General features: G+C 61.4%; 18 protein-coding genes and 1 pseudogene. 7 read left to right on the forward strand and 12 right to left on the reverse strand.

Annotated features, from left to right (window positions below; all coding sequences use genetic code 11):
* Both AC0L2K_RS25475 and AC0L2K_RS25480 read right to left on the reverse strand, forming a co-directional pair.
* Positions 1-978, reverse strand: a 978-nt coding sequence (locus AC0L2K_RS25475) for a DPP IV N-terminal domain-containing protein (RefSeq protein WP_473532612.1), incomplete at its 3' end; no start/stop codon positions are given.
* A 123-nt stretch (positions 979-1,101) separates the two neighbouring features.
* Positions 1,102-1,425, reverse strand: coding sequence for a hypothetical protein (locus tag AC0L2K_RS25480; RefSeq protein WP_473532613.1), 324 nt, complete (start codon positions 1,423-1,425; stop codon positions 1,102-1,104).
* Positions 1,426-1,497: 72 nt separating this feature from the next.
* Between AC0L2K_RS25480 and AC0L2K_RS25485 the strand changes: the two genes are divergently transcribed.
* Together AC0L2K_RS25485 and AC0L2K_RS25490 are read left to right on the forward strand one after the other, a co-directional pair.
* Entirely contained in the window at positions 1,498-1,866 is a 369-nt protein-coding gene (locus tag AC0L2K_RS25485) for a hypothetical protein (protein ID WP_473532614.1), read from the forward strand.
* Between the two features lie 20 nt (positions 1,867-1,886).
* Positions 1,887-2,207 (forward strand): ATP-binding protein, encoded by a 321-nt coding sequence (locus AC0L2K_RS25490; protein WP_473532615.1) that lies wholly within the window; start codon positions 1,887-1,889, stop codon positions 2,205-2,207.
* 352 nt (positions 2,208-2,559) lie between these two features.
* On the opposite strand, the gene scpB is transcribed toward AC0L2K_RS25490, so the two are convergent.
* Together scpB and AC0L2K_RS25500 are read right to left on the reverse strand one after the other, a co-directional pair.
* Positions 2,560-3,300, reverse strand: coding sequence for an SMC-Scp complex subunit ScpB (gene scpB / locus AC0L2K_RS25495; RefSeq protein WP_473532616.1), 741 nt, complete (start codon positions 3,298-3,300; stop codon positions 2,560-2,562).
* 3 nt (positions 3,301-3,303) lie between these two features.
* Positions 3,304-4,245 carry a DUF1403 family protein gene (locus AC0L2K_RS25500; protein WP_473532617.1) on the reverse strand — a complete coding sequence of 314 codons (942 nt, stop codon included), beginning with the start codon at positions 4,243-4,245 and terminating at the stop codon, positions 3,304-3,306.
* Between AC0L2K_RS25500 and AC0L2K_RS25505 the strand changes: the two genes are divergently transcribed.
* Both AC0L2K_RS25505 and AC0L2K_RS25510 read left to right on the forward strand, forming a co-directional pair.
* Positions 4,244-4,402 carry a hypothetical protein gene (locus tag AC0L2K_RS25505; RefSeq protein WP_473532618.1) on the forward strand — a complete coding sequence of 53 codons (159 nt, stop codon included), beginning with the start codon at positions 4,244-4,246 and terminating at the stop codon, positions 4,400-4,402. The two genes, AC0L2K_RS25500 and AC0L2K_RS25505, sit on opposite strands and share 2 nt — an antisense overlap.
* A 39-nt stretch (positions 4,403-4,441) precedes the next feature.
* Complete coding sequence (locus AC0L2K_RS25510) at positions 4,442-5,530, forward strand: tyrosine-type recombinase/integrase (RefSeq protein ID WP_473532619.1); 1,089 nt, start codon at positions 4,442-4,444, stop codon at positions 5,528-5,530.
* 38 nt (positions 5,531-5,568) lie between these two features.
* Here the strand turns inward: AC0L2K_RS25510 and AC0L2K_RS25515 are convergent, their stop codons facing one another.
* The gene (locus AC0L2K_RS25515; protein WP_473532620.1) at positions 5,569-6,261 is read right to left on the reverse strand and encodes a nucleotidyl transferase AbiEii/AbiGii toxin family protein; all 693 of its coding nucleotides are present in this window, start codon (positions 6,259-6,261) and stop codon (positions 5,569-5,571) included.
* Positions 6,261-6,491 (reverse strand): hypothetical protein, encoded by a 231-nt coding sequence (locus AC0L2K_RS25520; RefSeq protein ID WP_473532720.1) that lies wholly within the window; start codon positions 6,489-6,491, stop codon positions 6,261-6,263. The genes AC0L2K_RS25515 and AC0L2K_RS25520 overlap by 1 nt, the downstream gene beginning before the upstream one ends.
* 256 nt (positions 6,492-6,747) lie before the next feature.
* On the opposite strand from AC0L2K_RS25520, the gene AC0L2K_RS25525 reads away from it, so the two are divergent.
* The 3 genes and pseudogenes from AC0L2K_RS25525 to AC0L2K_RS25535 all read left to right on the forward strand — a co-directional run.
* Entirely contained in the window at positions 6,748-7,845 is a 1,098-nt protein-coding gene (locus AC0L2K_RS25525; RefSeq protein ID WP_473532621.1) for a hypothetical protein, read from the forward strand.
* A 9-nt stretch (positions 7,846-7,854) separates the two neighbouring features.
* Complete coding sequence (locus AC0L2K_RS25530) at positions 7,855-9,024, forward strand: site-specific integrase (protein ID WP_473532622.1); 1,170 nt, start codon at positions 7,855-7,857, stop codon at positions 9,022-9,024.
* Between the two features lie 72 nt (positions 9,025-9,096).
* A pseudogene (locus AC0L2K_RS25535) lies at positions 9,097-9,310 on the forward strand (integrase); the annotation flags it as partial.
* 20 nt (positions 9,311-9,330) lie between these two features.
* Here AC0L2K_RS25535 and AC0L2K_RS25540 read toward each other — a convergent pair.
* The 6 genes from AC0L2K_RS25540 to AC0L2K_RS25565 form a co-directional block, all read right to left on the reverse strand.
* A complete protein-coding gene (locus tag AC0L2K_RS25540) occupies positions 9,331-9,813 on the reverse strand; it encodes an RES family NAD+ phosphorylase (RefSeq protein WP_473532623.1) in 483 nt (160 codons plus the stop codon).
* Entirely contained in the window at positions 9,810-10,241 is a 432-nt protein-coding gene (locus AC0L2K_RS25545) for an antitoxin Xre-like helix-turn-helix domain-containing protein (protein ID WP_473532721.1), read from the reverse strand. Before AC0L2K_RS25545 ends, AC0L2K_RS25540 begins: the two co-directional genes overlap by 4 nt.
* An 89-nt stretch (positions 10,242-10,330) precedes the next feature.
* Positions 10,331-11,536, reverse strand: coding sequence for a plasmid replication protein RepC (repC, locus tag AC0L2K_RS25550; protein ID WP_473532624.1), 1,206 nt, complete (start codon positions 11,534-11,536; stop codon positions 10,331-10,333).
* A gap of 154 nt (positions 11,537-11,690) precedes the next feature.
* Positions 11,691-12,689, reverse strand: coding sequence for a plasmid partitioning protein RepB (gene repB / locus AC0L2K_RS25555; protein ID WP_473532625.1), 999 nt, complete (start codon positions 12,687-12,689; stop codon positions 11,691-11,693).
* A gap of 79 nt (positions 12,690-12,768) precedes the next feature.
* Positions 12,769-13,947, reverse strand: a complete 1,179-nt coding sequence (gene repA / locus AC0L2K_RS25560; protein WP_473532626.1) for a plasmid partitioning protein RepA — start codon at positions 13,945-13,947, stop codon at positions 12,769-12,771.
* 239 nt (positions 13,948-14,186) lie between these two features.
* Positions 14,187-14,371: hypothetical protein (locus AC0L2K_RS25565; RefSeq protein ID WP_473532627.1), on the reverse strand; the 185-nt coding region annotated here is incomplete at its 5' end.

A 14,371-nucleotide genomic window follows, 5' to 3' on the forward strand; every position in this document is an offset into this window, starting at 1 on the left:
ATAGAGCTGATGCCCGCGCTGGTTATATTCGAAAGTGAAGCCGCGACCGTCTGCCCACCATTGGAGAGCGGAAAGTTCGAAGGGGTTGGAGAACAGGGCGCTGTCGATCACGATCTGGCGGCGGCCGGCAATGTCGAACAGGACCGGCTGGGGCAGCGGAAGGACATCGCCCGGCTTGGGATAGACCATTGTCGAATATTCGCGCTGCAACTGGTCCGTCGACGAATCGAGGTAGTGGACCTCCCGCTTGTAGCCGGGGCGAACGCGGTAGGCCGCGAGATGGCGCGAGTCCGGCGACCAACTCAGTGTCGAAAAGACGTAGTAATTGCCCTCTGATCCATCCCGGCTCAGCGCAACATCCTGCAATCCGTCCTTGCAGCGCAGGAAAACATTGTAGTTCTTTATATAGACGATCCATTTGCCGTCGGGCGAGACGCTCCTCTGGTCGGGTTTATTCTCAGCCGGTGGCGTGTAGTGGTGGCGGAGCTGAAACTTCGGGGCGTCCACATCCAAGTTTGTGCTGGTGCAGGCATAGCTTGCAACGTCGCAGCTCCACCGGACCTGCTCAATCAGGAAGTCGAGCCTGCGACCATCCTCGGTCAGTTCGAAACGCTCGAAGGGAAGATTTCCGGCCTGATAGCTCTTATGGCTCGCTTCATTTAGCGCCGCCGCCAGACGGGCCTGGTCGAAGGCGGCCCGTTTCAAACCCGTGGCAGCATCGACCCGCATGAACTGGCGCTCGCCGTGGCTAGTCCGGCGGTAGACGAAGGCTTCACCCCCAGTCAGCCAAAAAGGCATTTCGGGGACATTGGCACTGAGTCCGCTATAGCGATCGTTGATCGTAAGTGCCCGCTCGAAATCCGCCAGCGCCAGCGGTGGATGTGCACCATTCGAATCGTTGGCCAGCACCCGAGCGGTTGCCGATCCCGATGCCTCTTGAATTAATGACGCGAGCGCCGAAGCGCCGATCTCGACCATATCTGTTCACCTCTTTCGGTTTTCGGGAGACGCATTGTTGGATCTGGCTTTTCATCGCCGGTGTGCAGCAGCCGTTAAGCGTTGCTCGAAGGCGTCAGCACGCGGGTGCGGCCGAGACGGCAGTCAACATGACCGTGCGCCTACGCGGATATCCAGGAACTGGCCGGGTGAACCAGACTGAAGAGTTGGCATCCGAGCCAGCAGGGTATTTTCCATGTCACAAATATTCAAAGCCCGATGGCGCCTTGCAATCACACTCCCTTGCTGTTCCTGCACCGGAAACGGCCGGAATTGAGCCCGGCACGAAGCGTTGGCGATCGGCATTCTCTGCATGGCTGGCGTCAGTCCGTTGATCCGTATCCGGGTGAACGATGCAATATGCGCGCCAAAGGAAAATCCCTTTAGATCAAGGCGATCGATCGGACCGGCTGTGTCGATGACCGACATTGACGTCGCATATCCGACAGCTCGGACAACCCCAAGTCACATTGACCTTGGGTGTATCTCGGGTTGACAAGAGTGACCCTTGAAACGGAAGCGGCAGAACTCAAAGGCCGCTTCGAGGATCAGGATCAACGGAGCCGGGAACTGTTCACCGAACACAGCAAGGCGGCAGACGCGGTCAATGCGATAGGAGATGACGATGCCGCTGCTCGGATCGAAGAGCGTCGCCGGACCGCGTCGCTCCAGATCGACGAGAAGGCTCTCCGCTATCTCAAGCTGCGGATTGGTGTCGTGGCGGCCGAACAGGCACTTCGCCTCTACCGGGACCGCCACCGGAGTTCCATGATGGCTCAAGCGTCTGAGGCGTTTCATACGATCAGCAGGGGCAACTACCGGGGGCTCGTGACCCAGCCTGACAAGGACACCGAGATGCTCTTGCCATAAGCGCGGACGGCGGATCAAAGATGGCGGCCGCGCTGTCGAAGGGAACGCGGTTCCAGCTTTATCTGGCCCTTCGCGTCGCCGGATATCATGAGTTCGCTTCTTCGCATCGGCCGGTGCCATTCCTGGCCGAGGACATCATGGAGACCTTTGACGATTTCCGCGCAGAGGAAGCCTTCCGGCTCTTCGCGGGAATGGCGAAGGTGGGACAGGTGGTGTACTTCACCCACCATCAGCACCGCTGCGACCTCGCGCGGAAGGTGTGTCCGAGCGTGACGATCCACGAACTGCCGCAGGCTCCGGCGTCACTGCACCTGGTGAAGATCAGCCGACAGGTCGCCTAGTGTCGTAGCGGAAATGCGGTACCCCAAGAGCGTACCATCCTGTTCTCGCGCCAAGGGCGACATTGATTGGCTCGACCCCAACACTCTTCTTTGTTGCCCGGCGGCGTCGGCTCGTCCTGGCTGCAGGCGGCCATGACCGGTTGATTGCGCACTTCTCGGATTTCATGGACACGCATCAAGGATCGCCGAGGTCTGTGCGGTCACCCTCGACCGGCGCCGACCTTGCTGCTCTGCTCGCGGCCTATTCGCGCGCCACTGACGATGCGATCAAAACGAAGCGTCACCGTGTTCTTGCGGTCCCACGCGGATAGGATTGCTGCCCGCGAACCACCCATCCCTGGTGAGCAGCATGCTATTCATCATCGGCAACGCCCGCATCTTCTTCCCAGTCACTGGAAAACCCCGGCGTGATGTCGCCCGCCAGCAGCTTCTCCTTCGACAGCAGGCCTGCATCCTCAAGCGCTTCGATGTCGGGGAGATCGCGCAGCGTGTGGAGCCCGAACTGCAGCAGGAATTCTTTTGTCGTCACGTAGGTGTAGGGCGCGCCCGGCGTCGGGCTACGCGGGCCGGAAGCGATCAGACCGGCACCGCGCAGATGACCAATAAAATCGCGGCTGATCTCCTTGCCGAAAAACGACGACAGTTCTCCGCGCGTGATCGGCTGGAAGTAGGCGATGCACATAAGAACCAGCACGTCCGACTGCGTCAGGTCTACGGCACGCCTGTTGTCGCCGCCGGCGGTGCCAAATGCACTGCGGATGGCATCGGCATAGGCCGGCCGGGTCAGGTGCCGAAAACCGCCGGCGACGGCGACCAGATCGTAGGGCCGACCCCGCAGTTCCTCTCGAATATCGTCGATCAGAAGATCGATGCTGCAGGTCTTGCCGACGATACGCGCCAGGGTGTCACGTGTCACCGGCTCGCTGGCCGCGAAGATCGTGGCCTCGACGCGGTTCATCCACTCCCGCCAGCGAACCTCCGCCGGCAGGTGGTCGAGATCGCGATCGAACAAATGGTCATTTGAACGACGGTCGCCTGATCGATGGTCATCTGACCGGCCCTGCCCTCGCCTCTTGCGCGCCGCTTCAGCCATTTCCTAAAGCCCGTAGATGCGGAACGTGGTGCGGCCGGAAAGCTCGCGCACGGCGCCGAGATCGACCAGTCGGTCGAACAGGCGGCGCAGGCCGCGATCGCTCATCCCGGTCTTTTTGTCCCCGCGCGACGCCCCGAGCGCGTCGTCGGACAGCAGCTTTTCGACGACGAGACCCGCACCCTTCGCGCGCAGTTTCGGCGCGACGGCGAGCAGCCGCTCGGCGCGGCGGCCGAGCTCGGTCGAGAGGTCGATCGCCCGCAGCGCTGCGCGCGCCTGAGCCACGAGCAGGCCCTGCACCCTCTCCCCGCCTGGCGCCTGATCCCTCTCCGTCAGACTGGTTGTTCTCGCTCGCACGCCACGCGTGCTTCCGCCCCATCCCGGCTGCGCTTGCAGCAGTGGCACCGCATGCGGCCATCCCAATCTTTGCGCGAGCAGGGCGTCGGCGAGCCATGAACCCAAACTGCGTCCGAAACCATGGCGCCCCGCGCTCGCGAAAGCACCGGTCAGCATCTCGACAACGCCGGCTGCCGCAGACAGCTGGCCGATCTCGCCAACCAGATCTGTGACTGCCTCGTCGTCGCCGGGGTGGCCAAGTTCCTCCTGCACGGCGGTGAGACTTGCCTCCGTCAGCAACTCCTCCGCGGGCCGGGCCGCCAGCCGCCGCCAGGCGAGGAGCAAAAGACCGCCCGGCCCACAATCGTCGCCGGGGCGGGTAAGGAGAAAAGTATCGCGCAGCGCGGCCTCGTCCTCGGTGCGCCCCGCCTGCCGCGCCGTTGTCGCGGCCGCGCCGAGTGCCAGACGTTGCCGCCAGGCGCCCGCCCATTTTTCGTCCCGGCGCACGACAGCATCGAGCGCGGTCAGCGCCGCGCCGGCGGCAAGCGCAGCATCCCCAAGGGTTTGCGCCGTCTCGACTGCCCTGCGCAGCCAGGATGGCACAGCCGTCATGGGCGCGATCGGCGCGGCGTCGAGCGGCTGGACTGCGTGTCGCGAAGGCGGTTTGGCGTGGAGAATCATCGTCGACAGCATGAATCATGGCGGCGCTTTTAACAACGACAATACGAACAAACCGCCGCGCCTGTCGTCGCCAGATAATGTCCGGTAAGCTTGCCTTATCGGACGTATTCTGATACGCTTCAAAACCATGCAAAATCCCCCGGAAAACCCGCCCAAAATCGACGATAGCGTCCACGACGATCTCCCCGACATCGTCGATCTGGTCATGGCAATGGGCGCCTCGTCGCCGCCGGCGCGCCTCGAATCTCTTGTAGACACTGCGACGGCCTATGCGAAGGCCGCCAGTTCCGAGAACACGCGGGACGCCTACGCCAAGGACTGGCGCCATTTTTCCGCCTGGTGCCGCCGCGAAGGCTTCGACTCGCTGCCGCCATCGAGCCAGGTCATCGGCCTCTATATCGGCGCCTGCGCCGCCGGCGATCCGAAACGCGGTCTGCCGTCGCTCTCCGTGGCGACGATCGAACGGCGTCTCTCCGGTCTCTCTTGGAACTTTACCCAGCGTGGCCTTTCCATGGACCGAGCGGACCGCCACATTGCAACGGTGCTCGCCGGCATCCGCCGCAAGCATGCCAAGCCGCCGCGCGTGAAGGAAGCCCTGCTGGGCGACGATCTGCTCGCCATGATTGCGACGCTCGGCCACGATCTCAGGAGCCTGCGCGACCGCGCTATTTTGCTCCTGGGCTTCGCCGGCGGATTGCGGCGCTCCGAAATCGTCGGCCTCGACGTCGTGCGCGACGACAAGAGTGACGGCGCCGGCTGGATCGAGATTTTTGCCGACAAGGGCGTGCTGGTGACGCTGCGCGGCAAGACCGGCTGGCGCGAGGTCGAGGTCGGCCGCGGCTCCAGCGATTTTTCTTGTCCGGTTGTCGCGCTGGAGACCTGGATCAGACTGGGAAGGATCGCGCGAGGCCCTCTCTTCCGCCGCATTTTTCGGGACAACAAGACCGTCGACGTCGAGCGGCTCTCCGACAAGCACGTCGCCCGCCTGGTCAAAAAGACCGCACTGGCCGCCGGCGTCCGCGCCGATCTTGCAGAGGGAGAACGCGTGCTGCTGTTCGCCGGGCACTCGCTCCGGTCAGGCCTCGCCTCTTCGGCCGAGATCGAGGAACGCTACGTCCAGAAGCAACTCGGTCACGCGTCAGCGGAGATGACTCGCAAATATCAGCGCCGGCGCGATCGATTCCGGACCAACCTCACCAAGGCGTCCGGGCTCTGAAAGCCCCCTCCCCCCGGGTTGATCGCTGGGTGAGGCGGTCAGGTTCTTTGAGGTGATGACAACGCCTCGTCGAGCACAGCGAGGGCTACGTCCAGACTGTCGGCGGCCGACGCTTCATAGTCAGGCATGATCATCAGCTGCGCGATCGCGCGGCCGACGAATTCAGGGTTGAGCTTTTCCATCCGCTGTCTGGTGCGAGCGACCTGTTCTGGGAGCGCACGCAGAGCGTTGAGGACCTCGTCCAATTGCGACCGGGTTGCAGCGGCGATGTCGAAGATGTCGCGCGGGTTGGCTTCCGATCCCCGGTAATAGACCTTCTTGGCAATGATTTCCGGAATGGTCTCGAGCCGCACCGTCCTGCCTTCCACCACACGGGTCTCGAACGGCCTCGTTGTCAGCGCTCCGGCAACGATGAAGTCGATTTCGCCAACGCCTTCGAAGGCGAATTTCTGGAACCGAAGCCCGTCCCCCAGATAGTCGGACGGCATCGTTTCGAAGTGCAGGTGGCTTCTGGATGGGTCGATGAATCCGAGCAATTGAGGGTCGTCGAGGAAAATATCGATGTCGTGGCTTTCGCGATGACCGATCTGGATCATCATCGCCGTTCCGCCGCCAAATGACCATTCAAAGTCATAGCCCCCGGCATTCTCGCGAAGCTGGTCGATCAGGTCGATAGTAATACGAAAAAGCCGCCGCCATTCGGACGGGCGTCGGCTATCATGTCCAGCCATTACGCGGCGAGCGGATAGCTCTCGCCGGACCAGGCGGAGAACTTGGTGGCAAAAGCCTTCAGGTCGTCGACCCCAATGTGGTGCGCGGTTGCGAACTCGACTTGCTGAGCGAGAGGAACCTCGCCGAGAAAGGCGCTGACATGACCGGGATGCTGCTTGGCCAGATCGATATCAGCAAGGCAATGCGCCAACGCCGCGTCGTCCAGCTGTACGCTGTAGGGCGCGTTCACGGTCGTCAAGACGGATGCCAAATGCTTGCTCATAATGGCCGTAAGGTAATCGTTTCGGGTCGGAGACACAAGTTGCCGCCTCCTTCGCCGTAGAGTGCCCGATAGCCTCACTATCGATAATCACCTGTTATCGATAGTGATTGTTTTCGCCGCCCAAATCAGCCAGAATCGTGCATCGGATGGCCGCCGGCGACGTCCCGCGCCGCCGAGAATGACGCAAGGCGGCCATTCCGCCGCACGAGAAAGGCCGCCTGGCATGAGCGAAGAAAAACCTGTCCGCCTGCCCGACCCCGCGTCCGTCGAAACCGTGCTCGCATCTCTGGAGGCGCAGTCGGCCGACGCCGGGCTCGCCCCTGCCCTCAACAAGGCCTTTCCAGGCTTCGTCTTCACCGTCGCGACGATCGACGATCCCTACTGGTGCAACCCTCACGACGTTGTCGCTGCCGACGGCACGCGCCTCGGCAACCATCGCGCCTGGGTCGAGCGCGAGCTGGCCGAACTCAACGGCGATCTCACCGCCTTCTGGAACCGGCATCGCGAGGACGGGAAAAAATTCGCCGAATGGCGCGGCGCCAGCGCCTTCGCCTTCGCCCCGACCGGGCCGGGCGTCGCCGATTTTTTGCAGATCTCGCTCGGCCGCGAGCTCGAAGTCCTGGCCGGGCCCGTGGTGGATCCCGATTATCGCCCCTACAGCGCCGACGATCTCTTCGAGCCGACCTGGGTTTTGCGCGATTCCGCTGCCGAGGCGCAGCAGCTCGCAGGACCGGTCTACCGGCTGCGCGGCCGCGCCGGCGGCGGCATCGTCCACATGCGCAGTTTTCTGGCGCGCCGGGCCCGCGTCGAACGCGAGCAGCGCGAGGCGGGGCGGGGCGAGCTCGAAAACCGCATCATCCGTGAGGTCGGCCCCGACGGCACACGCGACACCGCGTTTTTAGACGCCAATCCGGACTGGTTCGATTTCGTCCCGCGCGAAAACCGCTTTTTTGCCGACTGGGACCGCTCGAGCGCTTGCGCCGACCGCATTTTTGACCATTGGGCCTTCGACATCCACGATCTTGAAGATCGTGGCCAAAAACGCGAAATCGGTTTTATCCCGCGGCCGCTCAAAATGCCCGCCGGGAAGCTGGCGTTGGGAGTCAATATCTCGGTGCACCGGCTGATGGAGCGGACCGAGGCGATCGACGCCGAGGTGGGCCTGCCCTTCGCCTGGTTCTTTTTTATGACGCACGGGCACTGGGTCGATCCGGACGTCGGCCACACCATCGCCGACGGCTTGCGTGCCGGCCGCGTGCGCCTGCCAGACCGCGATGCCGCCGTGCTGCTCGCCTGGGCCGACAAAAAATATCTGTTCTGAGCCGCCGTCATGGATCTTCGCCTGCCAAAGCCCGTACCCGACCAAAAACTGCGCCGTGCGGAGGCGCTCGATGCGCTGGATTCGGTGCTGCCATTCGACCGGCGCGACTTTCTGGCCGAACTTTTGACCGACGACGACGTCGCCACACTGCGCCATCTCGCCAAGGAAGGCATCGGCGAGAATTCGCTGCGGGCGCTGGCCTCCGACCTCGGTTATCTCGAGGCTTGGTCGCTCGCCGCGACCGGTTTTTCGCTCCCCTGGCCGGCGCCGGAGGCGTTGTTGATCAAATTTGTCGCCCATCACCTGTGGGATCCCGTTCGGCGCGAAGCCGACGTCAACCACGGCATGCCGGCCGAAGTCACCGAAGTTCTTAAGGCCAAAAAACTGTTGCGGGTCGACGGCCCACACGCGCCGAACACCGTACGCCGGCGCCTGTCCAGCTGGTCGACGCTGACCGGCTGGCGCGGTCTTAGGGGAAATTTTTCGGCGCCAGGCCTGCAGAGCGCGATCAAGTTGGCGGTGCGCGCCAGCGCCCGCCCGCGCGGCCGCAAGAGCAAAAAGGCGGTGACCGCCGATATTTTGACCGCGCTCCTAAAAGCCTGCGCCGGCGAAAAACTCGTCGACGTGCGCGACCGCGCTCTTCTCATAACCGCCTTTGCCTCCGGCGGCCGCCGCCGCAGCGAAATTGCTTCGCTCCGGTTCGAGCAGATCGTCGAAGAAGAGCCGGTGCCGGCCGACCCGAAGGGCCCGGACGGCCCAAAACTGCCGTGCCTAAAAATCCGGCTCGGCCGGACCAAGACCACACAGGCCGACGGCGACGCCTTCGTGCTGCTCGTCGGCCGGCCCGTTCAGGCCCTGAAAGGCTGGCTCGAGCGCGCCGGGATCACCGAAGGCGCCGTGTTCTGCGGCATCGATCGCTGGGGCAATCTCGAAAAACGCGCGCTGACGCCGCAGGCGGTCAACCTGATCCTGAAGCGGCGCATCGCCGAGGCCGGGCTCGACCCGCAAGCCTTCTCTGCCCACGGCCTGCGCTCCGGCTATCTCACCGAAACCGCCCGCCGCGGCATTCCGCTGCCCGAAGCCATGCAGCAGTCGCAGCATCGCTCGGTGCAGCAGGCGTCGAACTACTACAACGATGCCGAACGCACGCTCGGCCGGGCGGCGCGGATCATCGTCTAAATTTAAGTCGTCAGATCGATCCGATACGTCACAGCTTGCGGCGTCAGCTCCAGGACAATTGATTCCGAGGCAGCCGCGTTTGCCGGCGTGCGCGGCGACCTGTCGGCAAGGCGAACGGGGCCAAACGTTCTCAGGCCATTCGCTGCGCGCCGGGCTTGCCTCGTCGGCCGAGGTCGATGAGCGCTATGTGCAGCAGCTCGGCCACACCTCGGCGGAGATGACACGCAAATACCAGCGCCGACGTGACCCGTTCCGTGTCAATCTCACCAAAGCCTCGAGGCTGTAGGCGACAGAAAGCCCCTCCCGTTACGCGCCAAACAGCCGTCGGTCCCAGTAGACGGGCTGGTGCAGACTTGTCTGAATCCTTGAAAACTCCGAATGCGCCGGGTTGATCAGCACATTGCAATCGACACGCGCCACGACACTCGGCACCAGCAGGATGACGCTGCGCCGGTCTAAACACCAGGTTTCGCCAAATACCTTGCTCACCGTCGCCGGCATCGTGTCCCAGCCGGGCAGTGACGGCTGGGAAAAGACCTCGTAGCTCAGTCCGCGCGGGATTGTGGTTTCGATGTAGTGTTGGTTGGGCGGCAGTCGGCCGCTGCCATGCACCAGCTTTTCCAACAGGGCCGTCGAATAGTGCTCGCTGGTGTAGATGAAAGGACTTCCGGGCGTGTTCCACCGCCCTGGCGCGATTGTCGAGCCGGTCGCGTCGAAGATCGGATAGGTGCCGGCCGGATCGCCGATACGAAAGGACGATAGAGTGCGATCGAGAGTCTGCGCCGTCACGCAGCGCTGCCGTACTTCAGACCTCCGAGGATATCGACCACCATTTCGGCGCCGAACTCGCTCAGGATAACGACGTCGATCGGTCGCTTGTCCTCAATCATCGGGTGGGGCCGAAACAAGAAATCGCGCGCGTCCTCTTCGTTCTGCCAGACATCGACAGCAAAACCCCAGACGCGCGCCACGCGGGCCAATCGTGTGCCCTCGTCCGATGAGAGACGATGTACCATCTTACGCCGCTCGTAGGTCGCCTTGGGGATCAGCCGGTATTTGAACTGAGCATCGCCAGGCGCCAGAAGACGTGCAACACGCTCGAGTGCCCCAATGGGAAGTCCATCCTCGATCCGGGAGATCAGCCCGAAAGGCGACCGCGCCGCCACCTCTTTAACGGGCAGCCCCAACACGTCGGCGACATTTCCGAACGCTAGCATTTCACGCTCCATTCCATTTGAGGCAAAAGATAGCCTCACTTGGTGCGTCATGCAAGCCCCTGCATCAGCGCGAACCGATCCGCCAACGGTTACCCGGTCATCTTTGCTGTCACGCCGTTCGCTCGCAATGCAGCCATCAGCATCGGCCCGACCGAAAACTCCCCTGCCCTCGCCTTCTCGGTGAGAACGCGCAGATAGCCGCCAGCTGAATCGATGTGCTGTGCCCGCTGCAGAATGCACGCAATCACCACTGCGGCGATTTCCTGACCCATAACATGGCAGGCATCCTCATATGCGGACGGCGAAACGCCCAGGTATCCCCGCACCTGGGCCGCGGTTATCATGAAATCGCGCCAGTTGCCGATCCCCTCAACGGCGTAGTCTGCAATTTCGGGGCAGGCCTTCAGCACCAGCCCCAGCGGATAGGTTTTCGGCGGCTCTGCGGTCCTCGTCCTTGGCTCGGCCGCCGACCCGCTTTTCTCTAAAGCAGGTTCAAATTCAGAAATAGAGTCGGTATTTGAATCAGATTGCTGCCGCTCGCTTTGGGATTCATTGCCGCTCGGATTCGTAGATTCCATATGGATTTCCAGCAGCTTATCCACGTCATCACGCAACGCGGCCAGATCGGCCACGATCGGTTCGAGCTCGGCAATGCGGGCTCGGCGCGGAATTGTCTCCACAACGGCGCGGAAGCGCCTCCACAGGCCTCCCCAGTCGCCCGGCACGTCTTCCTCAACGGCCGCCTCGACCAACTTCTGGATATCCCGGCGGTGCAGCGTAATGCGTTCCCTCATAAGCCTGAGCGCCCTATTGTCGGCGCGAACACGCTCGGCCGCCGCCTCGAACTCTTGAGCACGGGCTAGCAGCGGCACCAGCGAGAAGCCAAACGCTTCCTCGATCTCCCCACGCCTGCCCTTCCGTGCATAACGCTTGCCGTTCGGGCTGTCCCGACGGATGACTAGACCGCAATCCACCAGCTCCGCCAGGTTCCTCCGCAAGGTGGAATCGGGCATGCCGTGCGCCCTGAGCGACAGCTGTGCGTTCGAGGGAAACACGATGAGGCCGTTTTCCTCACTCAGCTCACTGTCAGGATAGAATGACAGCAACGCATTCAGGACGGCCAGTGCGCGATCGCCGATGCCGATGATGCTCTTGCCCTCGCAGAGGTTCCGGTAGATCTGCCATTTGTCGACGACCCTGCCCTTGGGGATCTCACGTGACTCGTTTTGCGCTGCCAGCATGGCAAGCGACATTGGCCGCCGCCCAAAGGGCGTCGTTGCAATACCCGTCTCCATTTCTTCCTCGCCTTCAATTAGGCAAAAGAAATCCGTCCGCCGAATCGACGCTTAAAACTCTTGACACTGATTCGTGGAAATGAGATTCTCGGCTTGCTACAGATCGAGAAGGGCTTCCACGGTTCGCCGTCGGGGGCCTTTTTCTTTTGCGGTTTCAGTCTCCTGTTTGCTTCTCTTCCAATTCCCTGAAGGCTCGATAGAGCTGCTCCAGGTTCTCGGAAAGGTACGCGCCGAAACGGGAGGCGTCCTTGGCCTTCAGAGCTACTGTGAACGCCTTCCCGGTGTCCTTCGTGGTCACGGTGACCGATTTGCCTGCCAGAGACCAGGATTTGGCATTGGCGGACGCACCTGCCCCCTTCTTGGGTTTTCTGGATGTCTTTAGAAAATTGAAGAGGATGTTGAAGCGGTCATCGGTTGCCGCCGACTTGAATTCCCCAGTCTCAACAAGTTCCTCAGCCTTCATCAGATTTGACGGCTTCTCGATCAGCAACGTCAGATCAAGCCAGCGGTCGCGGCCGATACCTTTCGCGGTTCCGATCGCATGGATAATGGCATTTGGAATGCGTTTTGTGACCGAAAGCATTCTCGTAAGCATTGGAGCGTCGATCGCCAAAGCTGACTGAATTGTTTCCCTGTCATGGCCGAGATCCGCCAGATTCCGTGCGAACACCGCCCGCTCGATGAAAGACAGGTTGGCCCGTGCTGAGTTTTCCTGCCCCTGCGCAACCACATGATCCCTGTCATGAAGCTCCTTGACAACGGCACGGACGGGTTTCCCAAGTTGTTTTGCCACGCGAGCGCGACGGTGACCGAATACGATCTGATAGCGCCCGTTTTTCGTGGGGTGAGGCCGAACCAAAATCGGACTGTCCTGTCCCCTCTCCCTAATGGCTGCCACCAATTCACCGAAAGCTTCGTCGTCGTCTTCCATGCGATCGGAAACAAACGAGCTGTCAATGAGACTGGGTTCGAGGTCGACCACAGTTTCACCTTCAAGCAGCCTTTCGGCCTTTGCCGCCTGGGCTGCAAGCTCACCGATGGAGGACAGCATCGATCGCGAGGCGCCACGCGTCGCATAACCAGCGGTCGCCTGTCGGTCCGGCTTCGTCATCTCCGCTTGCGTTATGCCCAATAGCACGTCTCGCCTTGCCATCTTCAGCCTCTCCGAAAATGAAACATGTCATTGTCATCGTTGACGAAAACCCGCGATTGTACGGCTGACAACAGAACGGTCATTGCCTGCGTCCCCATGCTTGGTGGACGAGAGCGGCAATCTCCCCGTTTACGGCGGTCAAAGATTCCATTGCGCGGTCATATGTAGATCGAGTGAATTGCGACCGCTCGACTTCGTACAGTGTCTGTTTGGTCAGCCCTGCGTCCGAGATCGCGGTCGACTTCAGCATGTGGTTCTTCAGCATCTGCTTCGCGAACATGGACTGCATAAATCCGACCATCTGGGTCTGCGGTATGTCTGTAGGTTCGAACCGGGTGACGAGATAGCGGAACCAGTTCAGAGACACCTTCACGCCAGCCCCCTCGATCGACTTGAGGATTTCGCCGAGCATAAGCAGGAACTGACTCATGCTCATGATATCGAGCATCTGCGGATGAACAGTGATCAGAACGGATGTCGCCGCGGTCAGCGCCGTCAGTGTCAGGTATCCGAGCTGCGGCGGGCAATCGATGACAACGACATCGTAATGGTCATCAACCTCGGCCAACGCATCCCCGATGCGGGTATAGAACATCTTCCCCGCATTGGACCCCTTGTTCTGCATCGCCAACGGTGTGTCGTACTCGTACTCCTGAAGCTCCAGGTTCGCGGGCACGATGTCCAGGTTCGGAAAATTTGTAGGCCGAATGACCTCGACAATCGACTTCTTCTCGTCGTCGTATCGCAGCGATTCATACAACGACGGATTTTGGTCCAGTTCGGGTTGGATGCCGTGAAGGGCAGTGAGAGATGCTTGCGGATCGAGGTCGATCGCCAACACGCGGTGACCAGTGAGAGCGAGATACTGCGCTAGATGCGCTGCAGTCGTTGTCTTGCCTGAGCCACCCTTGAAGTTGACGACAGCGAGGACCTGCAGCTTGTCGCCTGGCCGGCGACGTGGCTCGCGGTCGAGAAACCTCCTGAGCTCGTTCATCTGCTCCGCAGTGTACGATCGGCGTCCCGTCGATGACGTAATCGGCTGCACGCCCTTGCCCTCCAAATGCAGCTTCTTCAGGTAGCTCTGGGACACCCCGATGTAATCTGCTACCTCAGCAAGTGCGAACTGCCGAAGCGTCTTCTGGGCATTCGGCGGAAACTTCTCGATACGGAGCATGTCGAGCTTGCGCGAAATCTCGCTGCCTTGGTCGAGTATGGTGTCTGCGAAGCCGACTTCTTCAACGTGAGCGGCGATGTTCATGCACGCTGACCCCTTTAGGAACGATATTTTTGGGCTTCCCCCCAAATTATCGTTACTATCGCCCGATTCTATCCGATCCGGCAAGAAATATTGCGTTAACAAAAGGTTAACTAGAACGAGCGAACGTCCTGTCCTACAACTTGCCAGGCAATAGTTGGCCTATCCTGTTGTTTTCATTGACCGAAACGCGGAAAAGTACGGCTGACAACTGGAATTCTCCACGAAGCCCCGTCAGCCGCTTACTGCAGCTCCCTTTTGTCCATAAAACCGGCCGTCAAAAGCGAACCGTGGCGGCGGCAAGCCGCCGCGCCAGCGGGTTTTGTGCAATAACCGCGCTTTATGAGTTTCGGCCGGGCACCCGCCCCGCGGGAGATGAAAAAAACCCAATTTGGAAAAGAAGCGGGGAAAAATAACGGCCCGGGGG

It is taken from the genome of Mesorhizobium sp. WSM4817, assembly GCF_055811135.1.